This window comes from Segatella copri, assembly GCF_003465495.1.
GTDB lineage: Bacteria > Bacteroidota > Bacteroidia > Bacteroidales > Bacteroidaceae > Prevotella > Prevotella copri_G.
In genome coordinates this window covers 1-24,043 of the sequence record NZ_QSAV01000054.1, presented here as the reverse complement: position 1 = coordinate 24,043, position 24,043 = coordinate 1, and the positions used below count along the sequence as shown (strand labels likewise).

Annotated in this window: 22 protein-coding genes and 1 pseudogene; 14 read left to right on the top strand and 9 right to left on the bottom strand. The window is 45.0% G+C overall.

What is annotated here, in order from left to right; all coding sequences use genetic code 11:
- Positions 1-193 precede the first annotated feature (193 nt).
- The gene (mobV, locus tag DWV53_RS13230; RefSeq protein WP_118154774.1) at positions 194-1,540 is read left to right on the top strand and encodes a MobV family relaxase; all 1,347 of its coding nucleotides are present in this window, start codon (positions 194-196) and stop codon (positions 1,538-1,540) included.
- Positions 1,541-2,026: 486 nt separating this feature from the next.
- On the opposite strand, the gene DWV53_RS13225 is transcribed toward mobV, so the two are convergent.
- A complete protein-coding gene (locus DWV53_RS13225) occupies positions 2,027-3,238 on the bottom strand; it encodes a hypothetical protein (protein WP_118154771.1) in 1,212 nt (403 codons plus the stop codon).
- 352 nt (positions 3,239-3,590) lie between these two features.
- Here DWV53_RS13225 and DWV53_RS13220 point away from each other — a divergent pair, with 352 nt between their 5' ends.
- Together DWV53_RS13220 and DWV53_RS13215 are read left to right on the top strand one after the other, a co-directional pair.
- Positions 3,591-4,184 (top strand): C39 family peptidase, encoded by a 594-nt coding sequence (locus DWV53_RS13220; RefSeq protein WP_022328649.1) that lies wholly within the window; start codon positions 3,591-3,593, stop codon positions 4,182-4,184.
- A gap of 10 nt (positions 4,185-4,194) precedes the next feature.
- Entirely contained in the window at positions 4,195-4,578 is a 384-nt protein-coding gene (locus DWV53_RS13215; protein WP_106812876.1) for a hypothetical protein, read from the top strand.
- Between the two features lie 560 nt (positions 4,579-5,138).
- Here the strand turns inward: DWV53_RS13215 and DWV53_RS13205 are convergent.
- Entirely contained in the window at positions 5,139-5,360 is a 222-nt protein-coding gene (locus DWV53_RS13205) for a hypothetical protein (RefSeq protein ID WP_022121874.1), read from the bottom strand.
- A gap of 33 nt (positions 5,361-5,393) precedes the next feature.
- A complete protein-coding gene (locus DWV53_RS13200; RefSeq protein ID WP_118154764.1) occupies positions 5,394-6,206 on the bottom strand; it encodes a hypothetical protein in 813 nt (270 codons plus the stop codon).
- Between the two features lie 130 nt (positions 6,207-6,336).
- Between DWV53_RS13200 and DWV53_RS13195 the strand changes: the two genes are divergently transcribed.
- Genes DWV53_RS13195 through DWV53_RS13185 form a run of 3 tightly spaced genes read left to right on the top strand, consistent with a single transcriptional unit; the run spans position 6,337 to position 9,864 of the window.
- A complete protein-coding gene (locus DWV53_RS13195) occupies positions 6,337-7,611 on the top strand; it encodes a replication-associated recombination protein A (protein WP_118154761.1) in 1,275 nt (424 codons plus the stop codon).
- 59 nt (positions 7,612-7,670) lie between these two features.
- On the top strand, positions 7,671-8,318 hold the full coding sequence (locus DWV53_RS13190) for a trimeric intracellular cation channel family protein (RefSeq protein WP_117692538.1): 648 nt from the start codon (positions 7,671-7,673) through the stop codon (positions 8,316-8,318).
- Between the two features lie 37 nt (positions 8,319-8,355).
- The gene (locus tag DWV53_RS13185; RefSeq protein WP_118154758.1) at positions 8,356-9,864 is read left to right on the top strand and encodes a glycoside hydrolase family 10 protein; all 1,509 of its coding nucleotides are present in this window, start codon (positions 8,356-8,358) and stop codon (positions 9,862-9,864) included.
- Between the two features lie 128 nt (positions 9,865-9,992).
- On the opposite strand, the gene DWV53_RS13180 is transcribed toward DWV53_RS13185, so the two are convergent.
- Positions 9,993-10,442 (bottom strand): hypothetical protein, encoded by a 450-nt coding sequence (locus tag DWV53_RS13180; protein ID WP_117585988.1) that lies wholly within the window; start codon positions 10,440-10,442, stop codon positions 9,993-9,995.
- A gap of 230 nt (positions 10,443-10,672) precedes the next feature.
- Between DWV53_RS13180 and DWV53_RS13175 the strand changes: the two genes are divergently transcribed.
- From DWV53_RS13175 to rsxA, 7 genes are all read left to right on the top strand, one after another.
- On the top strand, positions 10,673-11,086 hold the full coding sequence (locus tag DWV53_RS13175; RefSeq protein ID WP_118154755.1) for a SoxR reducing system RseC family protein: 414 nt from the start codon (positions 10,673-10,675) through the stop codon (positions 11,084-11,086).
- A gap of 82 nt (positions 11,087-11,168) precedes the next feature.
- Entirely contained in the window at positions 11,169-12,011 is an 843-nt protein-coding gene (locus DWV53_RS13170; RefSeq protein WP_117692396.1) for a Fe-S cluster domain-containing protein, read from the top strand.
- A 2-nt stretch (positions 12,012-12,013) separates the two neighbouring features.
- Positions 12,014-13,366 carry an electron transport complex subunit RsxC gene (gene rsxC / locus DWV53_RS13165; RefSeq protein ID WP_118154752.1) on the top strand — a complete coding sequence of 451 codons (1,353 nt, stop codon included), beginning with the start codon at positions 12,014-12,016 and terminating at the stop codon, positions 13,364-13,366.
- A 50-nt stretch (positions 13,367-13,416) separates the two neighbouring features.
- Positions 13,417-14,418 (top strand): RnfABCDGE type electron transport complex subunit D, encoded by a 1,002-nt coding sequence (locus DWV53_RS13160; protein ID WP_118154749.1) that lies wholly within the window; start codon positions 13,417-13,419, stop codon positions 14,416-14,418.
- 13 nt (positions 14,419-14,431) lie between these two features.
- Positions 14,432-15,106, top strand: coding sequence for an RnfABCDGE type electron transport complex subunit G (locus DWV53_RS13155; protein WP_118154746.1), 675 nt, complete (start codon positions 14,432-14,434; stop codon positions 15,104-15,106).
- A gap of 6 nt (positions 15,107-15,112) precedes the next feature.
- Positions 15,113-15,697, top strand: a complete 585-nt coding sequence (gene rsxE, locus DWV53_RS13150) for an electron transport complex subunit RsxE (RefSeq protein ID WP_022121864.1) — start codon at positions 15,113-15,115, stop codon at positions 15,695-15,697.
- 41 nt (positions 15,698-15,738) lie between these two features.
- A complete protein-coding gene (gene rsxA / locus DWV53_RS13145; RefSeq protein ID WP_006848658.1) occupies positions 15,739-16,341 on the top strand; it encodes an electron transport complex subunit RsxA in 603 nt (200 codons plus the stop codon).
- A gap of 166 nt (positions 16,342-16,507) precedes the next feature.
- Here the strand turns inward: rsxA and DWV53_RS13140 are convergent, their stop codons facing one another.
- A complete protein-coding gene (locus DWV53_RS13140) occupies positions 16,508-17,482 on the bottom strand; it encodes a hypothetical protein (protein WP_118154743.1) in 975 nt (324 codons plus the stop codon).
- A gap of 317 nt (positions 17,483-17,799) precedes the next feature.
- On the opposite strand from DWV53_RS13140, the gene DWV53_RS13135 reads away from it, so the two are divergent.
- On the top strand, positions 17,800-19,281 hold the full coding sequence (locus DWV53_RS13135; protein WP_118154741.1) for a tagaturonate reductase: 1,482 nt from the start codon (positions 17,800-17,802) through the stop codon (positions 19,279-19,281).
- 143 nt (positions 19,282-19,424) lie between these two features.
- Here DWV53_RS13135 and DWV53_RS13130 read toward each other — a convergent pair whose 3' ends face one another.
- The 4 genes and pseudogenes from DWV53_RS13130 to DWV53_RS13115 all read right to left on the bottom strand — a co-directional run.
- Positions 19,425-21,416, bottom strand: a complete 1,992-nt coding sequence (locus tag DWV53_RS13130) for a KUP/HAK/KT family potassium transporter (protein ID WP_118154738.1) — start codon at positions 21,414-21,416, stop codon at positions 19,425-19,427.
- A gap of 317 nt (positions 21,417-21,733) precedes the next feature.
- Complete coding sequence (locus DWV53_RS13125) at positions 21,734-22,594, bottom strand: tRNA threonylcarbamoyladenosine dehydratase (RefSeq protein WP_118154780.1); 861 nt, start codon at positions 22,592-22,594, stop codon at positions 21,734-21,736.
- 44 nt (positions 22,595-22,638) lie between these two features.
- On the bottom strand, positions 22,639-23,649 hold the full coding sequence (locus DWV53_RS13120; RefSeq protein WP_118154777.1) for an Rpn family recombination-promoting nuclease/putative transposase: 1,011 nt from the start codon (positions 23,647-23,649) through the stop codon (positions 22,639-22,641).
- A 184-nt stretch (positions 23,650-23,833) separates the two neighbouring features.
- A pseudogene (locus tag DWV53_RS13115) lies at positions 23,834-24,043 on the bottom strand (N-acetylmuramoyl-L-alanine amidase); the annotation flags it as partial.

Genomic DNA, 24,043 nt, shown 5'->3' with positions numbered 1-24,043 from the left:
TAGGCGGTTCCTGCTCCAATGGCTATTCTGAACGGAAAAGCCATAGCTCAATAGGGCGTTTTCTTGACGCAGTGGCACGCCACCGCTAAAAACACCCATTTGAGAAAAGGGGCATCCCCTTTTGAAACCCCGTGAGCCATGCGCAGGGCGCAATGCGGCAAGCGGATTTGTACAACTCAAAAACAAGTTTATTATGGGACATTTCAGTTTGGATTTCAAGAAGGCAAAGGGCAGCTCTGACGCAAGGGAGTCAGACCACATAGAGCGCAAGGTGATACCCGACAACGCTGACCCTACGAGAACTCACCTCAACCGTGAGCTTGTCAAGATGCCGAGCGGTGTGTATGGTCGTGACGAAGCCATCGCCCACCGCATCAAGACGGCAGGCATCAAGCGCAAGATAACCAATGACCAGGTGAGGGTGATTAGAACCGTGCTGTCTGGAACGCACGAGGACATGATGAACATCGCAGCCAATGATCAGCTTGACGATTGGTGCAACGACAGCTTGAAGTGGTTGCAGGACACGTTCGGCAAGGAGAATGTCGTGTCGGTGGTTCTCCACATGGACGAGCACACGCCACATCTCCACGCCTCCATCGTTCCGATAGTGACTGGCGAACGGAGAAAGGCGAAGAACAAGACAACGGAAGAGGGCAAGCGGACATACCGCAAGAAAGCCAATGTCGTGAGGTTGTGTGCCGATGATGTGCTCAACCGTGACAAGATGGTTGGCTATCACGACAGTTATGCGGAAGCCATGGGCAAGTATGGCTTGAAGCGAGGTGTCCGTGGATCGGATGCGAGGCATACCACCACGGCACAGTATTATCGTAACATCAAGCGAGAGACGGAGAGACTTCAAAACTGCATGAAACTGCTGCAATCCGATGTGGAGGAAGCAGAGCGACTGCTCAAACAGACCAAGAGCGAAATCAACACGGAGAAACTACAGGCTGCTAAGACGGAAGCCAAGACTGCCTTTGTGTCGAAGATTGGTTCTCTTTTGGGTAGTGGAAAATTGAAGGAGGTGGAGCAACACAACCGAAAGTTGTGCGAGCTTGTGACAGACCGAGAGCAATACATTGACGAACTCCATGAGAAAATTCAGCGAACGGAGGACAGTCACAGCAAACAACTTGACGAGATGCAGCGGAAGCACCAATCGGAGGTCGCGAATTTGGAGAGCAAGCACTCCACGGAGGTAACGATGCTCAACGACATCATCCGCAAAGCCAAGCGTTGGTTCCCGATGTTGGAGGCACGCTTGCAAATGGAAGACCTGTGCAGGAAGATAGGATTCACAGTCGAGCAAATCGGAGTGCTTCTGACCGGAAAGGCACTCAACTTTAGCGGTTCACTCTATTCCGAGGAACACAGAAGAAAGTTCAATGTGGAGAATGCGGAAATCAAGGTGTTTTCTGATTCTACCAAGCCGAACCAACTGTTTTTGTATATCAATAGACAGCCTATTATAGAATGGTTCAAGGAGCAATGGAATATCTCAAAAGATAGAAGAAATCATCATTTTCGATTATAATCAGATTTGTATCTTATGGCAAGGAGCAAGGAACAAACGCGCAAGGTTCTTCTCAAATTTTAGTACAAAATCTTTCTCTAATTAATGATAAGAACCATTTGATAGTCTCCAGAACTCCATTTTATGTATAGCGGTAAATGTCTCCCAAAACCTATATACATAAATGTAATAAAATTTAAGAAGAGCCAACGCAGCAAAATATATTTGTCTGCATGGGTATTTAGTACACACTACCTAAAACATTGAGAATGAGTGTATCTTGCAATAAATAGTGCAGCTATTTCATAAAAACCACTAAAAGTCTTAGGTATCACTTGTAACACTTCTGTTGAAAATCAACCAGTTTGATATTCTATGTGAAGTTTTTGTAAGCTCTAAACGCCTATACAGATATATTTGAATGTTTTTTATCCAGCAATCGTCCCTACGTATGCGTGATTTAAATTTAAACCTGTTGGCGAGTAAGAAATCGTCAACAGGTTTATATCATTTGTTCAGCAATGTAAAATCTATAGCTTGTACAAATCTATAATGTTCTTGAGTATTTGTATCTTCAAAAGAAAAAAGTTGATTTTTTATAATTTGCTCTAAATTAAAAATTTCCTTTTCTGTAATATCAGGTGCAAAAGTCAGAGAAAAACTGACTTCTTCTATTTTTCCACTTTGACCATCAAATACAGTTAAGCAAATGATTTTTTCATTTCTTTCGGCTAGATACTTTATACGTTCTTTTGAGAATACTTGTCTGACTATAGAATCTACAGGGATACATTTGTTGATTTTTAAAGTACTAGATACAGCAATATTGGCAAAAGAGATTTTGTTTTGTGCATTTTTGATAATGTTCTCTTTTACTATAAATGTTTTTCCTTTATATTTGAAACTTTGGGGTAAGATTGTACTGTTTTTTGAACTAGCCAAAGCGATACTTTTTGTATTTTTGCCAAAATTATTCCCTATAATATCTATAAGTTTTGCTACAAGCACATTGCTCATAACGTAATCTTTGTAAGGAGAAGGAGAACTTTCCTTGAAGTCCTGAGCAAATTGCCACCAAGAAATATTGTTATAACCAGATTCTACTGCGGTAAAATTTGGAAATGAAGATGTTGGATTAAATGAATACACCCAATTGATATATGAATTGTAATACTTATTGCCAGAACCAACTAACTGTGTTCCATAAGGCGCATGAATAACATCTTGAATGAATTTTGATTCGAACTCTATATTTAGCATGGCAGTTTTTTCATATGTGCCAATTCCTCCAAAATACACATTATCTTGGTTCATATGTATGAACTCTTCTGGATAAGTTGTGTTATTTATAGCATTGCTTGTTAAAAATGACAGGATTTTTGTACTATGGTCATAGGCAGCAGGATTCCCATTCATGCCTTTAGATGTAATATTTACATCTGAAAAATTGTATTTTTTATCTTTTGCATAATTATGTAGCCACTTAATAACAGGATAGTCGTTACAGCAATTTGTTATTACTGAGTTTAATTTGGTTGTGGAAACCGATGGTAATGACACCTTTTTAGCAATCTGATAGATGTTGTAGTTTCCGGTGTAAATAGACAAAGCACGATTTTGCTGAGTCTCAAAATCATGAGCGAGAAAGCTGTCATCATTAGTGCAACTGAGTAATGATGAACAGAATGACACTATAAGAAAAAAATATAAATGTTTCATAACTATTGAAAATTAAATGTTTATTTTGCAAAGATAGAGTAAAAATGTTATCATTGTACTTTAATCCTATAAAATTTAACGTAAATTATACGCAAAACAAAAAATGCTCTTCTTTCGAAAAACTTAACCATTAAACATACTTTGCATCCAAATAATTACAAGACAAGAGAAGTAGTTGTGTATAAAAACAAACAAAGATAGATTGTTAAAAAGGATAAATAATTTTAATTTTTCAACACTTAAAATATTTTTTTTGTAAATTTGCAAAAAAATATAGAATCTTGTAGGTTTAAAAATGGTTGCTACAAGTGCAAGAATTGAATGACGAAACCATTTGGAAAGGAAAATGTATATGAAGATAAAACATTTGTTATTTTTTATTCCTGTGACTTTTTTGGTCGCATGTGAAGGGACTGATTTAATCGAGCCAGACAATGTGTCGAAAGAACAGATTTCCACTCAAATAATTTATAACCCGACAAAATATTCAAAACAAAAAGGTGATGTCTTTGTCAAAAGTAGTTTGCCAACAACAATGGCAAAGCAAATACCTAATGCCTGCGTAACATCAATTATGGAGTATGCAAACAATAAAGTTTTTGGTGGAACAGTAAATGAGGGAGCGTATATTCTATATTATACACAAACATATAATTCAAATCCTTTGATTGATGGTGTTTCTTTGGATTATATCGAGCCTTTTGTAACACATTTCTTTAAAACTCAAACATTTACAAATTATAAGTCTGCAATAGATGCCAAGCATCCCGTCATGACTGATGTAAATAGCCAAATAGAAAGCTCTGCCCATAATGTGTTATGTGTAGGATATAACTCCAATACGGGTGCTGCTATTTATATGGACCCTGAGCTTGCTTGTATGTACTCAGTTAATGCTGGGTATTTTTTACAAGATTATAATATAGTATTAACAGGTATAAAGTAATTAAATAAATATGAAGTTAATTTTTAAATATTTTTTTATTTCTCTATTGTTCCTAAATGGGCAATTAGTTCATGCACAATCATTTAAAATCGACAGCTTAAAAGGTAAAAAATGGGAGTTGCAATTGCCAAAAGGAAAGTCTTATACTTCGAATCTTATATTCAAAGATACGACATACACAACTAGTTTCTCCTTTAATGGACAGACTCATACTATAGAGAAGCCATACTTAATACAGCAGGAAAACGTAGAAACATTTTATGTTATTTTTCCATCAGAAGGAAAGGGTACAAAAACTTTCCCTGTTAAGTTTAAAGTTTTAGAATTTACCGACAAGTTGCTAAAATTGCAAAATACAACAACAAATGTTGTAAATACGTATTTCGCAAAATAAACAACTAGTAGATTGTAAAGTCTAAAAGTTTAGTAAGGCACGTGTGATATTTCATCAATCATCAGTATGTGACGAACGACGTTTTACTCAACTTTTAGACTTTACAGACTACTAGTAAGACCGTGCTTTTTGCAACATATTACTCTGTTTGATATTTTTTGTTTAATAAAATTCTTAGATTCATTATTTTTTTTGTATTTTTGCAGCCGAAAAGAGTTGTTAGGCAGCAAACGTATGCAGATTGCAGAATTTAGAACTGTTGCTAAATCATTACCTCTGTTGAGGTGAAAAACTCATAAATAGTTCATTTTTAGCTATTCGGCTGATTTTAGCGTAATTTTTTATGAAAACTGCTATTGTTCTTTCCGCTGAGTAGCCTCTTTCTTTTTATTCTTTTGGCATTTCTCAACGAACGGGCAGCCGGAACATTGATAGTTTTTGCACTCTCGGGCTTGTTTAATGGCGCGGTAGATACAAATGGCGGCATACGTTACGCATGCCGCCAATATGATTGCTATGATGATATACTGTATCATAAGCATAGGTAAATTAACATAATACTAACCTACGGCGTTATAACCATTGGTTGAGTTTTTGCGCATGATGTCGCGGATGTTCATCTCCTTGAAACCCTCTGCGCGTTTCTGCTCTTCAAGCTCTTTCTCTTCCTCGATGTCCTTTTCTGAACGGGTGAAAGTGAAAGCCTTGTACTTAAATTCTGCAATCGCCCAACCTACGAGGCCCACAGCGATCAATGCAACAAATCCAATTAATGCGTTCATTTCTCTTTATATTATAATAATGTATAAACTGAATTAATAATCATCGTCGGCTACGTCTTCTGCATCATCAAGACCGAGGTTCTCCGGGTCTTCGAAGGTAGTACGGTAGCTTTCCTCAGTAAGCTTGTCGTCATCGAATGCATCGTCATCCTCATCTGGATCGTTGTAGTGATCCTCGATTTCTGGTGCATCCTCGTCTTCATCCTCGTCTGGGTCGAGCAGGTCGTCGTTGCGTTTCAAATCATTCTCATCATCGAATCTCATGCGAACCTTTTCTACCTTTGGCTTCTCCTTGGCAAAGATAGCTTCTACCCAAGAACCTTTTGGTACCACGAGCACTTCGTAGTCATCGGCGAGCTTTTTCTCGTACAGACCTCCTGGCTTTTTCAGGCGGTCAGCAGGAAGAGTAGTTGTGCTGATGTCGAAATTACTTTCGATGATGTCCTGGATGCTCTGAGGCAGACTCTCCCAGCCACCACCAAAGTTGCGCTCCAAGAGTTCGATGAGCTTATTGGCGGTGATGTGACTTACATTTTCGTAAGTAAGGTCAGTAACGCGCATGATAGGGCGCTTTTTGATGGCATACTTTTCCTTCTTGTCGTTGATGCGGAAAGTGCCAATCTTAAAGCCGCGTGCCATCAGTTTGTCAATCACTTCAGGACGGTCTACCGTCACTGGTTCCATTTCGAATGCGCTGCGGATAACTGCGATATACTTGTTCTGGTAATCCTTGAGGTCAGCATCCTTTTCTACTGCTTCCCAAAGACGGAACACATCGTTCTCCTGCAATTCCCAAATGCTACTTTTAGTAACATTCTTCAGTGTTAATATTTTATCTTTATTCATCTTCAATTGTGTTTGTGTGTGCAAAAGTAAGTACTTCTTTTTATATATCCAAATTTTCTTGCTGTTTTTTTGTGTTTTTGGTCACTTTTTTATTTGGAATTCGATTTTTTTCATTACCTTTGCACGTACTATGAGTGAACCGTTAGCTGAAAGAATGAGACCTCACACGCTTGCTGACTATGTAGGACAGCAGCATTTGGTAGGTGAGGGGGCCGTGCTGCGCAAGATGATTGACGCAGGGCGCATATCCTCTTTTATCCTCTGGGGACCCCCAGGAGTGGGCAAGACTACCCTTGCTCAAATCGTGGCACAAACCATCAAGGTGCCGTTCTTCACCCTCTCTGCGGTGACCAGTGGCGTAAAGGATGTCCGCGAGGTGATAGAAAGAGCAAAGAGTGGTAGATTCTTTAATTCGGCTTCTCCTATATTGTTTATTGATGAGATTCACCGTTTCTCCAAGAGTCAGCAGGATTCGCTTTTGGGTGCGGTAGAGAAGGGCATTGTTACGCTGATAGGTGCTACCACCGAGAATCCTTCGTTCGAGGTGATTCGGCCGCTGTTGTCCAGATGTCAGCTCTATGTTCTCAAATCGCTCGAAAAGGCTGATCTTGAAGGGCTTCTGCATCGTGCCATTACGCAGGATGTAGAACTCAGAGAAAAGATTATTAAGTTGGAAGAGACGGGCGCGCTGCTGCGATATAGTGGTGGAGATGCCCGCAAACTGCTCAATATTCTGGAACTGGTGGTAGAATCTGCCGGATCTTCAGAGATTGTGATTACCGACAAGATGGTAGAAGAGCAGTTGCAGCAGAATCCGCTGGCTTACGATAAACAGGGTGAGATGCATTATGATATTATCTCAGCCTTTATCAAGAGTATTCGCGGAAGCGATCCCGATGCTGCGCTTTATTGGATGGCGAGGATGATAGAAGGAGGAGAAGACCCGCAGTTTATAGCACGTAGGGTTGTGATTAGTGCCTCTGAGGATGTGGGACTTGCCAATCCGAATGCACTCCTGCTTGCCAATGCAGCTTTCGATACGGTGATGAAGATAGGGTGGCCCGAAGCGCGTATCGCCCTTGCTGAGGCTGTGGTTTATCTGGCCACGAGTCCGAAGAGCAACAGTGCTTATCTGGGCATTAATGATGCGCTGGCTACTGTACGGCAAACGGGTAATCTGCCTGTTCCGCTGCACATCCGCAATGCTCCTACCAAACTGATGAAAGATTTGGGCTATCATGACGGATATAAGTATCCTCACGATTATCCTGGACATTTCACTGAGCAGCAGTATCTGCCAGACGAACTGAAGGATGCCCGCTTCTGGCATGCGCAGCATTCGCCTTCCGAGGAGCGCCTCTACAACTGGATGGTTACCTGCTGGGGAGAAAGATTCAAGAAATAGTGATTAGAAAGAATAATTAGAAATTGATATTTAGAGCAACTAACTGATACGAGAAAATGATGATACATGGCGATCCGGAATTTGTGCTCACGCTTCATAGCGTGATAGAATTCATCGGTACATTTGCTTTTGCCCTTTCGGGCATTCGCCTGGCAGCAAGTAAGCACTATGATTGGCTGGGCGGTTTTGTTTGTGGTGTGGCTGTAGCCATAGGTGGTGGAACCATACGAGATGTGATGCTTGGTGTGCGTCCGTTTTGGATGTTGAGCCCTATCTACCTGATTTGTACGCTGTTTGCGCAGTTGGTAGTGATTGCTTGCCACCGCTATCTCAAGCGTCTTGACAATACCTGGTTTCTGTTTGATACCTTGGGCTTGGCGCTTTTCAATATTGCGGGCATCCAGAAGTCGCTCGAATGTGGTTTCTCCTTTTGGGTAGCCATCATCATGGGCTGTATCACGGGTGCTGCAGGCGGTGTTATCCGCGATGTGCTTCTTAATGAAGAGCCGGTCATCTTCCGAAAGGAGATTTATGCGATGGCTTGTGTCGCCGGTGGTTTGGCTTATTGGGGATTGAGCTATCTGGGTGTGAGCCTCTATATTACGGTGATTGTAGCTTTCTGTGTGGTCTGTGCCATCCGATTGCTGGCTGTAAGATACCATATTTCACTCCCGAAGCTGAGGGATGAAGAACAAACTGTAGAATGAAAAGGAAAAAATGAAATTGATAAATAACAGATAACAGATGAAAAGACTGAAAGCGATTTTGATGCTCGTTGTTGCAATGATGCTGATGTCGTCGGCAACAATGAAGGCTCAGAACAAACGAGAGTTTCGTGGAGCCTGGATACAGTGCGTTAACGGACAGTATCTGGGCAAGAGTACGCAGCAGATCCAGGCGATGCTTACCAGACAGCTTGATGAACTGCAGAAGGATGGCGTGAATGCGATAATCTTTCAGGTTCGAGCCGAGTGTGATGCTCTGTATAAGAGTGATTTAGAGCCTTGGAGCAAGTTTCTTACGGGGGTGCAGGGAAAGGCTCCTTCTCCTTATTGGGATCCGTTGCAGTGGATGATAGAGCAGTGTCATAATCGTGGCATGGAGCTTCATGCCTGGATTAATCCTTATCGTGCCAAGCATAGCGTAACTTCCTATGAGCAGGTTTCGCCGAAGAATATCGTGAAGAGGCGTCCTGATCTCTGTTTTCAGTATGGCAAGCTGACGCTGTTGAACCCTGGGTTGCAGGCTGCAGCCGATTATATTTGCGAGGTGGCTGTGGACATTGTAAGCCGATATGATGTTGATGGATTCCATATTGATGATTATTTCTATCCATATCCAGAGGCCGGACGACAGATTCCTGATCAGCAGCTCTTCCGCCAGCAGTCGCGCGGCATGCGAAACATAGGTGATTGGCGCCGTGATAACGTGAGCCGGTTTGTAAAGCAGCTCAGCGAATCCATTCATGCCGTTAAGCCTTGGGTCAAGTTTGGTGTTTCTCCATTCGGCATCTACCGCAACAAGCGTACCGATCCTAATGGTTCTGAAACTTTCGGCCTCCAGAATTATGATGATCTTTATGCAGATGTTTTGCTTTGGGTGAATAATGGTTGGATAGACTATTGTGTGCCTCAGATTTATTGGGAGATAGGCAATCGTGCTGCCGATTACAAGACGCTCATAACCTGGTGGAATAAGCATGCTGGCAACCGCCCATTATATATAGGTGAAGATATAGAGCGTACAGCCAAGTTTGCTGACCCAGTCAATCCGCGCAGTCATCAGTTGCCTGCCAAGCACCGTTTGCATCAGCAGATGAATAATGTGAAGGGTACTGTGCTCTGGTATGCGCAGACTGCTGCCGATAATGTAGGTAATATCGGACATACACTCCGCAACAATTATTGGAAGTATCCAGCATTGCCACCCTCTATGCCTTTCCTTGATAATAAGGCGCCAAAGGGGGTAAAGGGTCTCAAGCTGATGTGGACTGAGAAAGGTCCGCTGCTGGTATGGAAGGCTCCTAAGGCTAGCAAGAAAAAGTGGGGCGATCAGGTGAACCGTTTTGCTATCTACCGTTTTGAGAAAGGAGCTAAGGTAAATCTCAATGATGTTTCTGCACTCCAGGCAGTAACTTATGATAATTTCTATCGCATCCCTTATGTGAGTGGCAAGAAATATGTGTATGTAGTAACTGCTCTCGACCGTGTAGGAAACGAAAGTAAAGGTAAGAAAAAGAAAATTTCTTTTTAGATTGGTTAGATGATATAAACGGAAAGACCGTTAAAAACAGAAAAACCGTTGTACTCGATAGGAGAGAGTGCAACGGTTTTTTATTTTGTTGGGATGGGGGAGCGGGTAGTCCTTTCATCCTGTATTTTTTATTCTTTCAGCAGGTCGTTCAGGAAGTTATCCAGATCGTTGTCCAGATTCTCCATCAAGTCACCACCTACAATGATCGTATCATCGTCAGCAAGATAGAGCTCGCCAATATGCTCTTTATCCTCATCTTCGAGCACAAAGCTGTATGGCTTGAGAATGCCGAGATGATCTATGATATCAGCCTGTTTGCGCAATACATCGCGAAGCAGCTTTGCTACCTCGTCGTAGAAGTCTTCATCCTTGTTTTCTATCCATTGCTCAACAACGCAGCGGGTAATCTCGTTGTCATCGTCGTCAAAGGCCAGGAGTTCGCCACTGTCTTGCGAAACCCTTACGTGGATGTCGGTCATTTGAGAAGTCTCGTCGTCAGATTCTGGCGCAGGGAACTTTTGAGCCACTTTTCTGATAAAGCGCTCTACTTGCATGATTGTTTGCTCTAATGTTTCCATATCAATTCTTTAATAATCAATGCAAAGGTACATAAAAAATTGATATCACCAAAAGAAGTTGCTAAAAAAAAGCATTTTTGCTTTTAATTTGTTCTCAAACTGCCTGATTCCAGGGTATAGATAACGTTTACGCTTCTTTTTTTATATTTTCTTTTCGATTTTGTTTGCCATTTCTAAATAATGTAGTATCTTTGCACTTGAATTGCAAAAATGCAATCTCAACATTACAAATGAATAACAAAATAAAACATTCTGGCATCGTAGAAAGCGTAGAAGAAGGTTGTGTGTGCATTCGCATCGTACAGTCGTCAGCCTGCAGCGCTTGCAAGGTGGCTGCTCATTGTACTGCATCTGAATCGAAAGAGAAGATGATTGAGGTTTCTACCTCAGAGGCGTCTCTCTACCACAAAGGCGATAGCGTGGTGGTGACTGCTGATTCGGCTGTAGGCTTCAGAGCCAGTTTCTATGGCTATCTCTTGCCGCTGATGCTGATGGTGATCGCTTTGGTGGGTGTACTGAAAGCTACTCACTCAGAGGGAGCCGCAGCGCTCTCGGCATTGGGCATTCTCATTCCATACTATGTGGTGCTCTACTTATTCAGAAACAAACTTAAAAACAAACTGAGCTTCTCTATAGAAATGTAGGGTGCGTGATGTGCTCTTGTGGTTTCTGCGATGAGCCTTTATTTTAAAACAAAGAAAATAACAAAACAAAACACAAAAAATTATGAATTTTATTTTGATTGCTGTCTTGGTTCTCGGAGCAATCGCGCTGATTGCAGCGCTGGTTCTCTTCGGAGTATCTAAGAAGTTTGCCGTCGAAGAAGACCCTCGCTTGGGCCAGGTAGGAGAGATTCTGCCAGGTGCCAACTGTGGTGGTTGCGGTTTTGCCGGATGTTCCGGTATGGCTGCAGCTCTGGTGAAGGGTGCTGATGCCGGTTCTATCGATGGACTGATGTGTCCGGTAGGTGGTGCCGATGTGATGGGCAAGGTAGCCGACCTTTTAGGTATGGCAGTAGCCAATACCGAGCCAAAGGTGGCTGTGGTTCGTTGTAATGGTACTTGCGAGAATCGTCCTCGCATTGCCGAGTATGATGGTTTGCACACTTGTGCAGCTATGAATTCATGTGGCGCTGGCGAAACAGGCTGCGGATTCGGCTGTCTGGGTTGTGGCGATTGCGTGGCTGCCTGCCAGTTTGGTGCAATCTCTATCAATCCTGAAACTGGCATTCCTGAGGTAGATGAAGAGAAGTGTACGGGTTGTGGTGCTTGCGCCAACGCTTGTCCACGTCATATCATCGAGCTCCGCAAGAAGGGTCCTAAGGGCCGTAGAGTTTACGTTCAGTGCGTAAACCACGACAAGGGTGCTGTTGCCAAGAAGGCTTGTAGCGTTGCTTGCATCGGATGCGGTAAGTGTCAGAAGGTCTGCAAGTTTGATGCAATTACCATTGAGAACAATGTGGCTTATGTTGACTTCAATAAGTGCCGCATGTGTACCAAGTGTGTTGACGAATGCCCAACAGGTGCTCTCGTAAAAGTAAATTTCCCAGTTAAGAAAAAGGAGGAATAATCATGAATTTGAGAACTTTTAGAATTGGTGGAGTTCACCCAGAAGAGAATAAGATTACTGCCGAGATGGCTACTCAGGTAGCTCCTCTCCCTAAGCAGGCTATTTTCCCACTTGGTCAGCACATCGGTGCTCCTGCCAAGCCTGTAGTAGCCAAGGGCGACAAGGTGAAGGTGGGTACACTCATTGCTGAGGCTGGTGGCTTTGTGAGTGCTCCTATTTACAGTTCCGTATCAGGAACTGTGTTCAAGGTAGATACATCTATTGATGCTACCGGTTATCGCAAGCCTTGTATTATTATTAATGTAGAAGGCGATGAGTGGGAGGAGAGTATCGACCGCTCTGATAAACTCGAGACGCTTGAGCCTCATACTGAGCTTACTCCAGAGGAAATCGTAAACCGCATCAAGGTAGCAGGTGTCACTGGTATGGGTGGTGCCGGTTTTCCTACCTTCATCAAGCTTTGTCCTCCTCCAGGAGCCAAGGCTGAGTGCGTCATCATCAACGGTGTAGAGTGTGAGCCTTATATCACAGCCGACTATCGCCTGATGATGGAGCATGCCGATGAGATTCTCGTTGGCTTGAACCTTCTGATGAAGGCGGCTAAGGTAGAGAAGGGTTATATCGGTATCGAGGATAACAAACCTGCAGCCATCAAGCTCTTCGAGGAGAAGACAGCCAATGATTCTCGTATCGAGATTGTGCCTCTTGCCAAGAAGTATCCACAGGGTGGTGAGAAGCAGCTGGTGGATGCCGTTATCCGCCGTCAGGTTCCTGCTCCTCCAGCTATCCCTGTCAACGTTGGAGCAATTGTTCAGAATGTAGGTACTGCCTTCGCTGTTTATCAGGCAGTTATGAAGAATAAACCTCTCTTCGAGCGCTATACTACCGTAACCGGCAAGCAGGTGAAGAACCCGGGCAATTTCCTCGTGCGTATAGGAACTCCATTCTCTCAGATGATAGAGAATTGCGGCGGTTTGCCAGAGGGCGACAACAAGGTGCTGGCTGGTGGTCCGATGATGGGTAAGGCTGTAATCAGCCTCGATGTACCGGTAACCAAGGGTACCAACTCAATCACCGTATTGACCGATGCTGATGCTCATCGCAAGAAGGCTCAGCCCTGTATCCGCTGTGCCAAGTGTGTGGATGCCTGCCCGATGGGCCTGGAGCCATACTTGCTTGCTACCCTGAGCGTAGTGAAGGATTATGAGCGCCTGGAGGCAGAGGAGGTAACATCCTGCATTGCCTGCGGTTCATGCCAGTTCACCTGTCCTTCACATCGTCCTATCCTCGATAATATTATCAATGGTAAGGGTGCGGTAATGGGCATCATCAGAGCTCGCAACGCCAAGAAGTAAGCGTTCACGTCAAGAATGAATTTCATTTAAGAAAGAATTTAAAAGATAAAATGGGAAAATTAATCGTTTCATTATCGCCACACGCTCATGGAAATGAGAGCGTAGAGAAGAACATGTACGGAGTGATTATCGCTCTTGTGCCTGCCATCCTCGCATCTTTCTATTTCTTCGGCTTGGGTTCAGCAGTTGTTCTGCTCACCTCTGTGGCAGCCTGCGTCTTCTTTGAGTGGGCAATTACAAAATATCTCCTGAAGGAGGAGACCAGCTTGCTCGATGGTTCTGCCATCATTACCGGTCTCTTGCTCGGCATGAACTTGCCAAGTAACCTTCCTCTCTGGATCATCATCATCGGTGCCCTGTTTGCCATCGGTGTAGGTAAGATGAGCTTCGGCGGTTTGGGTAACAATCCTTTCAATCCCGCTTTGGTAGGCCGTTGCTTCCTGCTCGTCAGCTTCCCTGCCCAGATGACTTCATGGCCAGTGGCTGGACAGATGCTCAGCTATACCGATGCTACAACGGGTGCTACTCCGCTGGCTATCATGAAGACCGCCATCAAGACGGGCGATGCTTCTGTTCTCAACCAGTTGCCTGATGCGATGAGCATGCTCTTCGGTGCTACAGGCGATACTTTCGGTGCCGGTACTACCGGTGAGGTTTGTGCCGTTGCGCTCTTGCTCGGTTTGGCTTACATGCTCTGGAAGAAGGTCATTACCTGGCATATTCCAGTCAGCATCATCGCTACCGTATTCATTTTCAGCGGTTTGATGCATTTGGCTAATCCTGTTTATGCCAATCCTCTGGCTGTCATCTTCAGTGGTGGTCTGATGCTCGGTGCCATCTTCATGGCTACTGATTATGTAACCTCTCCGATGACCCACAAGGGCATGCTTATCTATGGTGTATGCATCGGTCTGCTGACCGTCATCATCCGTAACTGGGGTAGCTATCCAGAAGGTATGTCGTTCGCCATTCTTATCATGAATGCGTTCACACCTCTTATTAACACATACGTTAAACCAAAGCGCTTCGGTGAGAAGCCTGCTAAGAAATAAGGAGGACAGAGACATGCAGAAATTAGAATCATCATTAAAGAACATGGTGCTTGTGCTGGTGGGCGTAGCGCTCATCGTAGGTGCCGTGCTTGCATATATCAATCATCTTACATCTGGTCCTATCGCTGAGAAGGCTGCACAGAGTCTGGCTGCCGGTATTAAGAGCGTGATGGGTACAGAAGAACTCCAGGTGGCTGATCCTGAAGAGGTGAAGCAGGAGTTTGGCGGTAAGGAATTCTCTTTCACCATCCACAAGTGCTCAGACAAGAGCGGTAAGGAGTTGGGAGCAGCTGTAGAGAGTACTACCGGTGGTTTCGGCGGCGATTTGAAGGTGCTCGTAGGTTTCGATACCGAGGGCAAGATTATGGGTTATACCGTGCTTCAGGCTTCAGAGACTCCGGGTCTGGGTGCCAAGGCTGCTACCTGGTTCCAGAAGGACGGAAAGGGTAGCATCATCGGTAAGACTCCAAAGGATGGCGACCTCCACGTATCTAAGGACGATAAGAGTGGCAATGCAGTAGACGCCATCACCGCTTCTACCATTACCAGCCGCGCCTTCCTCAAGGCTATCAACCAGGCTTATGCCGTTTATGCCAAGAAGGATGTTGACGGCGAGAGCGGTGCATCTCAGAAAGCAGATGCAGAGAGTGGTGTATCTAAAGTTGAACATAACGAAAAGAAAGGATAAACCGATATGAGTAATGTTAAGATTTTGATGAACGGACTCATCAAGGAGAATCCAACCTTCGTGTTGCTTCTCGGTATGTGTCCTACTTTGGCTACAACAACCAGCGCCATCAACGGTCTCTCTATGGGATTGGCTACCATGGCGGTGCTGATTTGTACCAACTTTGTTATTTCCTGTATCAAGAAGATTACCCCGGATATGGTTCGCATCCCTGTTTTCATCGTAGTGATTGCAGCCTTCGTAACCATCCTTCAGATGTTGATGAGCGCTTATGCTCCCGACAGCATCAATCAGGCGCTGGGTATTTATATTCCGCTGATTGTAGTAAACTGTATCATCCTGGGTAGAGCAGAGAGCTTTGCTGCCAAGAATTCGCCTATTGCCAGCCTCTTCGATGGCATTGGTTGCGGTTTGGGTTTCACCCTCGGTTTGACCATCCTGGGTAGTGCCCGCGAGATACTCGGTGCAGGTAGTGTATTCGGTATCACTCTGTTGCCGGAGACTACCAACATTCTGATGTTCATCCTGCCTCCTGGAGCATTCCTCACCTTGGGTTACATCATTGCTATATTTAATAAGGTAAAGAAGTAAGCGTAGGCATCGCTTCAAATCAATGAAATAAAATAGAAATTATGGAATATTTATTGATATTTATCTCTGCGATATTCGTCAACAACATCGTCTTGTCGCAGTTTCTCGGTATCTGTCCATTCCTGGGCGTATCGAAGAAAGTTGATACAGCCATCGGTATGGGTGGTGCCATTGCTTTTGTCTTGACCCTGGCAACCATCATTACCTGGTGTGTTCAGAAGTATGTACTCGATCCGTTCGGATTGCAATATCTCCAGACCCTGGCATTCATCCTCGTGATTGCAGCCTTGGTTCAGATGGTAGAGATTATCCTGAAGAAGGTTTCTCCTGCACTTTATCAGGCGCTCGGTATCTTCCTGCCTCTGATTACTACCAACTGTGCCGTGCTGGGTGTAGCCATCCTGGTTATCCAGAAGGATTACAATCTGCTTGAGAGCGTGGTTTACGCCTTCTCTACCGCTCTCGGCTTTGCCCTGGCTCTCATTGTCTTTGCCGGCATTCGCGAGCAGCAGGCTTTGGTCCGTATTCCTAAGGGCATGCAGGGCGTAGCTATCGTCATGGTAACTGCAGCGCTCCTCAGCCTCGCCTTCATGGGATTCTCGGGCGTAGATGGCGGTTTGAAATCGCTCTTCGGATTGGAGTAAAACTTTTACTGAAAGTTGATAAAATAATAATGGGAATTTGCGAATGGTATGAACCGATGCAAATTCCCATTTTTTGTACTTGATTTTTCTTACTCTCTTACTTGAGGTCTTGATTTTCTTAACTCTCTGTCTTTATAAACTTGAAATTATAACTCTTTCTCTTTTCTTATCTTCTGTGTCCGAAGCTTCCACCGCCATTGTTCTTGCTTGGTGTAGAAGAGCGAGGGGTGAATCCGCCGCCACGGTTGCCAGACCCGCTGCTGAATGAACGGCTCATGCTGCTGCGGTTGCCCCCGAAGATATTACTTCTTCCGCTTCCGAAGCTGCTGTTTCCGAAACCACGGCTGCTGTTTCCGAACCCACGGTTGTTGCTGGTGCTGCTGTTGCTGCTGCCGAAACCGCGGTTAGGGCGGCTGTTGCTATTGCCGAAGCCCCGGTTGCTGCTGTTGCCGAAACCTCCGTTGTTATTTCCGAAGCCTCCGTTCTGAGGGCGGCTGCTGTTTCCGAAGCCAGCGTTGTTGTTAGGGCGGCTTGCATTACCGAAACCACGGTTTGGATTCATCTGAGGTCTGTTCTCGCGGTTCAGATTTCCGAAAGATCTTCCTCTGCCGTAATCACCACGGTTGAATCCGTCTCTCATACCTACTCTAGGATGTCCTCCTGGGTGAGGTCCGCCAAAACTTCTTCCGTGATACCAGCTTCTGTTTCCGTTTACTCGCCAGCTATGACCTCCACGGTAAGATACGTAGAAGTGAGGGCGACCGAAGTAGAAATAGTCGCGGCGAGGATAGCGGGCGTAGATGCCGAAGTGCCAGTAGCCCGCATTCCAGTAGAGCGGACGGTAGAAATAGGTGGCATTGAGATATGTTCTATACTGCCAGTCGAGCAGGATATAGCTCAAATCCATATTGCGCTGGCGCCAGTAAACACCATATAGGTCATCGTATGTATCTACACTCATCAGGTAGTCGAGGTTCACCTCGTAAGCTGCCTCATACTGGTCTTCCGTAAGATTGAGCTCGTAAGCCATCTTGTCTGTCAGGAAGAGAGCCTGCTGTCTTGCCTGCTCATAACTCATTGCAGAAGCGGTAGTGAATGTCATCATGAACATGGCTACCAGAGCTATTATCATTCGTTTCATAATCGTATATCTTTAAATTGTTATACTTCATGTTTCTTTTTTCTGGTGCAAAGATACGATGTTTTTTGCTTCCACGGTCGGGATTTCCCCTAAAGGGGTGGGGGAAAATCCCTACTTCTTTATTTGGTGCCTGCGCAGTTCTATATATGATAAGGTATAGAACCGGTGAGGAGCGTAAAGGTTTGCGTGAAGTTTTTCGCTGTTTTTGGAACAATCAAACGAAATATTTACTACCTTTGCACTCAGAAAAAACAATCTGATGAATAGATTGGAATTTAAAACAGAAAGTAAAATAATAAAGACAAAATAAACAAATCATGAAAGAGCTAAAAGCATTAAACAAGCGCACTGCTCCTAAGAGCGTCGCTCCAGAGAAAATCATTCAGTTTGGTGAAGGTAACTTCCTCCGTGCATTCGTAGATTGGATTGTATGGAATATGAACAAGAAGACCGACTTCAACGGTTCTGTCGTTGTAGTTCAGCCATTGGCTGGTGGTATGGTTGACTGGCTGAACGGTCAGGACTGCCTCTATCACGTAAACCTTCAGGGTAAGGAGAACGGCCAGGCTATCAACACATTGGAGCGTATCGACGTTATCAGCCGTGCGCTGAATCCATATTCTCAGAACCAGGCATTCATGGCTTTGGCTGAGCAGCCAGAGATGCGTTTCATCATCTCTAACACTACAGAGGCTGGTATCGCATTCGATGACTCTTGCAAGTTTACAGATGCTCCTGCAGCTTCTTATCCAGGCAAGTTGGTTCAGCTCTTGTTCCACCGCTACAAGTTCTTCGAGGGCGACCCAACCAAGGGTATGATCCTGATGCCATGTGAGCTGATCTTCCTGAACGGTCACCACCTCAAGGAGTGCATCTATCAGTATATCGAGCTTTGGAAGGAAGATATGGGTGCTGATTACGAGGGCTTCAAGGAGTGGTTCACCAACCACTGTTACGTTTGCGCTACATTGGTAGACCGCATCGTTCCTGGTTTCCCACGCGATACCATCAAGGAGATTCAGCAGAAGGTTTGCTACAAGGACAACCTCGTAGTTAAGGCAGAAAGCTTCCACCTTTGGGTAATCGAGAAGGCAGAAAATATGACAGTAGAGCAGATGCAGGAGGAGTTCCCAGCTCATAAGGCAGGTCTCCACGTGCTTATCACAGATAATGAGAAGCCATACCACGAGCGTAAGGTTACCCTGCTGAATGGTCCTCACACCGTATTGAGCCCTGTTACATACCTCAGCGGTGTAAACATTGTTCGCGATGCCTGCGAGCACCCGGTATTGGGCAAGTACATCCACAAGGTACAGTTTGAGGAGTTGATGCAGACTCTGAACCTCCCTATGGATGAGCTCCAGAAGTTCGCTTCTGATGTATTGGAGCGTTTCGAGAATCCATTCGTAGATCATCAGGTAACCAGCATCATGCTCAACTCATTCCCTAAGTTTGAGACTCGTGACCTGCCTGGTGTCAAGATTTATCTTGAGCGTAAGGGCGAGTTGCCACAGGGCTTGGTATTCGGTCTCGCTGCTATCATCACTTACTATAAGGGTGGTGTTCGCGAGGATGGTGCTCCTATCCAGCCAAACGATGACCAGAAGATTATGGACAAGCTTACCGAGCTTTGGGCTACCGGCGATACCCAGAAGGTAGCTGAGGGCGTATTGGGCTTCGACTATATCTGGCACGAGGATTTGAACAAGACAGTTCCTGGCCTTACCGAGTTGGTTAAGAAAGATCTTGACCTTATTCAGGAGAAGGGCATGCTGGAGGCTGTTAAGACTATCCTCTAATTAAAAAAAACATGTTCGTTCATAGGTTCAAATAACGATTAAGATTTGAAAATAGTTATAAGGTTTTGTGTTAGTTGTTAGCTATAATCTTCTAGCTAATAGGTTAAAGGCGGGGAGCTTGTGAAAGCGCCTCGCCTTTTTGCTTATTGTCTGCTTTGTGATGTTTCAGAATCCTTAATAACCTTAATGACCTTGTCCTTAATGACCGGATGGTTGATGATGAGCGGCACTCTTTCTACCACTACCATGGAAGTGTCGAGGCCCAATGCCTTAGGCTCGTCAATACCTATCTTGCTGATAAGAGCGTAGATACTCATCAGCAGGTTCTGTTGGCGATTATCTGAACTCTCCGGGTAATATACGCGGTGAATGATGATGAATCGGAAATCGCCCGGAATTCCGTATTTGCGCAGCGAAGGATAGGTGCTTTGCAAATCTACCTTTCCGTCTGCTACCAGATCTTCCACTACTTGTCGCAGATAGAGACTCACCCTAGGCTCTATGCGGAAACCAATGTGCATGGTTACGCTGTAGAGGGCGTCGGGAATCAGGGTCTCGCAGTTGTACTCCAGCGTGTCAGGAGTGTCAACAAACTCCATGTTGATAAGCCAGTAATGGTCAGCACGTTTCGGCTGCTTGTTGATGATGGAGTAGAGCAACTTGTCATCTACGGCACCTTCCTTGTTGGCGTGGTTCACATAAACCAGGTTGGAAGCGTACTTAGGGATGCTCTCGTCGGCCTTGATGTCGGAGATAATCTGATAATAATCATCCAGCGGTTTGGTGCTGATATAATGGCGGCGTATCTTCATGGCTTTCACCCACACGTACATCATCAGGAACAGGATTCCTCCAATGAGCATCGTACACCATCCACCTGCAAGAAACTTTGACAGATTGGCAGTCAGGAAGATGGCTTCGATGATGCAGTATGCACCCATAAACAGCATCGTGAAAATCCGTGCCACTCCCTTGCTGTGCAGGTAGAAACCGAGCAGCAGGGTAGTCATCAGCATGGTGATGGTGATGGCGAGTCCGTAGGCTGCCTCCATGTGCGAGGAGTTGCGGAAGAGCAGGATGATGAGAACCACGCCGATGTACATGGCGAAGTTGATCATCGGGATATAGAGCTGCCCCTTAACATGGGTAGGATGCTTGATTCGCATGCGCGGCCAGAAGTGCAGGTTCATGGCTTCGCTCAATATGGAGAAGGTTCCGCTGATGAGTGCCTGGCTCGCAACGATTGCCGCACCCGTGGCCATGATGATAGCGAAGAACAGCATGCTCTGCGGCATGATGGCAAAGAACGGATTCACAGCCAGCGCCGTATCTGCATGATTCAGCACCCATGCTCCCTGTCCCAGATAGTTGAGAATGAGCATGGTCTTTACGAAGCCCCAGCTGATGGCGATGTTCTTTCTGCCGCAATGTCCCAGGTCGGAATAGAGAGCCTCAGCACCGGTAGTACAGAGAAATACGGCACCCAGAATTAGAAACCATTCAGGCGATTTTGCCAACAGCATGGCAGCATAATAGGGGTTGAAAGCCTTCAGTATCAATGGGTAAGACGTGATGCTGAAAGCTCCCACCACGCCCAGCAGCAGGAACCATAGCAGCATAAATACGCCAAACGATTTGCCAATACTCTCTGTGCCAAACCGCTGCACGAAGAAGATGATGGTGATGATGGCAAGGGTGATGGGGATAACTGGCAGGTTGGGACTGATGCTTTCGAGTCCTTCGATGGCTGTGGTCACGGTGATGGCAGGGGTGATGATTCCGTCTGCCAGCAGGGTGCTTGCGCCAATGATGGCCAGTAGGTAAATCCACTTGCTCTTGAGTCGGCGCAGCAAGGCATAGAGGGCGAGGATGCCTCCCTCGCCATTGTTGTCGGCACGCAGCGCCACGCATACATATTTGATGGTGGTCTGGAGGGTGAGTGTCCAGATGATGCATGACAGTGCGCCCAGGATGGTGCTCTCGCTGATGCTTTCGCCCGTATGCAGGATAGCCTTCATCACATAGAGAGGTGATGTTCCGATGTCTCCGAATACAATGCCTAATGTAACGAGCAATCCCAGGAAGCCTACTCTGTGATGATTGCAGGCTACTGAACTTTCTGCTTTTTCTTTCATTTTTCTTCTCTTATTTAAATTAAATATTATCCTTTTTGGGACATGAAAATGTCCTTTGTGATTATAAATTTGCGTGCAAAGGTATAAACATAAGAGGTAAGATAAAATTTGTTTAACAAGATTTATCGGATTTAACCTTTATTCTTTGACGATATGAAGAGACGAATAGAGGCGAATGCTGATAAGACTACTCCCGAGAAACTTCTGAACCTTGCGAAACTTGAATAATTAATAAAGGCGGGGAGCTTGTGAAAGCGCCTCGCCTTTTGCGTATGTTTTGTAAGTTTCTTTTCAAGTGACTGTTGTAAAGAAAACAGTTATTCTATGATGTGGTTGATGACCATTCCTGCGATAGCCATTCCGAAGGTTGCGGTGATGTGACAGAGCGAACCGTTGATCTGTGCCTTAGTAGAGCACCATTCGTGTTCTACCAGTTGCTGGTCGCCCGGAGCATCATATACGGCAGTATCGGTACCCCTCTCTCCGCTAATGAGTTTGGCTTTCGGGCATAGGCATCCGCCCGTGCCGCAGGCTTTGTTCACCCCCTGGTTCTGCATCGGTTTTTCTTCACTGTATACGCACTGGAATTTTCGTCGTGGGAAGGTTTTGTTCTTCTTGAATTTCTTTCGTAGTGCTCTTGCCAGCGGGTCTCCATCCACCTTCCAGAATTCAGATTTTCTTACCTTGAAGGGGTCGGTGCGCAGGGCAGCTCCCATAGAAGATATAAAGGTGATTTCCTTAGGCAGGGCAGTGGCACGCAGAATGAGATCAGCCTTATCCTTGAGCGAGTCGATGGCATCGATGATGAAGTCGTATTGCTCCATGTGGAATTCATCGGCAGTTTCTGCCTGATATATTTTCTGATAGGCTGTGATGTTGGCATCGGGGTTGATTTCGAGCAGTCGGTTGCGCAGCGCCTCTACCTTCACTTCGCCTATGGTTCGGCTTGTAGCCATCAGCTGGCGGTTGCAGTTGGTTACGCATACCCTGTCGCTGTCTACGATTGTGATGTTTCTCACGCCGCTTCTCAGGAGTCCTTCTGCGCACCATGATCCTACTCCTCCGATACCGAAGATGAGCACTCTTGCCTTCTGAATTTTCTCAAGATTATCCTTTCCCAGGAGCAGTTCGGTGCGTCGCTGCATTCCCCGCTCCATTGTCGTTATTTTATTCTCCATTTTATTGTTTGTAAAGAATTCTAATGTATATATCTGATGCAAAGTTAGTGAATTTTTATTTCATCCATACTTAAGTTAAGAGTACTTGCCACAATATCAGCTGATACTCCAGCCTGTAGAAGTTTTTGGGCTGATTGCAATTTTTCCTCATTAGCTTTTTTTAATTGCTCCTCAGCTTCCTTTCTCTGCTCCTCAGCTTCCTTTCTCTGCTCCTCAGCTTCCTTTCTCTGCTCCTCAGCTTCCTTTAACTGACTAGAGGTTGCCTCCAACTGACTAGAGGTTGCCTCCAACTGACTAGAGGTTGCCTTAAGTTTCTCCTCTGTATCATCATTAGCCTTCGTCAAACGCTCCAACCTGCCGGCAAGCGTCTTCTCTACGCTCACCATATCCCAGAATTCATCATAACCCAGAAGTTCCTCCTCGGTATAGGCTGATTCTTCAATCTCTGATACGGCTTTGGCTATCTCCGGATTTGCCAGCAGTTCTGCCGGAACTTCCTTCGTTTTCTCATCAATTTCTGTCAGATACCTAAGCCATAAAACCTGCATTTTCTTCTCTGTAAACGTATGAGGCGTAAACTTCGGCAACTCTACAAATACCAGATGCAAACCATCAATTACTTTTTCGGTATGTTCCTCATGTACAAGATGGTAATAGTGGTAATAATCATCCAGTTCAGGCTCAAATACTTCATTAACCAAGTTGAGAGAATAAACTGGCTTCAGAAGAGAATAATCTTCTCCCCTGTTTAGCTGCTTTACATATGCCTTGGAAGCATTGAAGAGAACTCGCTGCTTAAACTCCGCAGACCAAACCATCTGCATTTCTACAATAAACTGACGTCCCTGGGCATCCTCGCATCTCACATCCACTATACTATATTTTCGTGTGGGTGTCTGGGGAACCATTTCAGGCGTAAGATATGTCACAGAAGTGATTTCCTCTTCCTCACTCTTAAAAGGAAGAAGGGCGTTAAGCAAACTTTTTACCAACTCGGGATGTTCGCCAAACACTTTTTTGAAGGTCAAATCGGCCTTAGGATCCAAATATTTCATAAGCCTTTCTTTTTTTTCTGCAAATATACGCCAATATTCCGAAACTTGCAAGCCTTTTCATATTTTTTTTGAATTTCTCTTCTTTACACAATAATCAAAGCCCGATAGGAGAGCGTTGCTGCTTCCTGTGGGGCTTGAATCAACTTAAAAAAATAAATACAATGAAATCCTTTCCGAAAATCGGCTAGATGTGGAAATCTACCAACTTCAGCCATCGCTTGACATCAAACGACGGACAGTCTTTGTGAACGTTTGGCAAATCGCGGTGGCCCAGTATCTCTGCATCAGGATAGGAGAGGCAGAGGCTCTCCAGAAGCGAATACAGAGCCTGATTCTGGGCTGGAGTACGCGTATCGGCAGGCTTGCCGTTCTTGTCGAGACCTCCCTCATAACA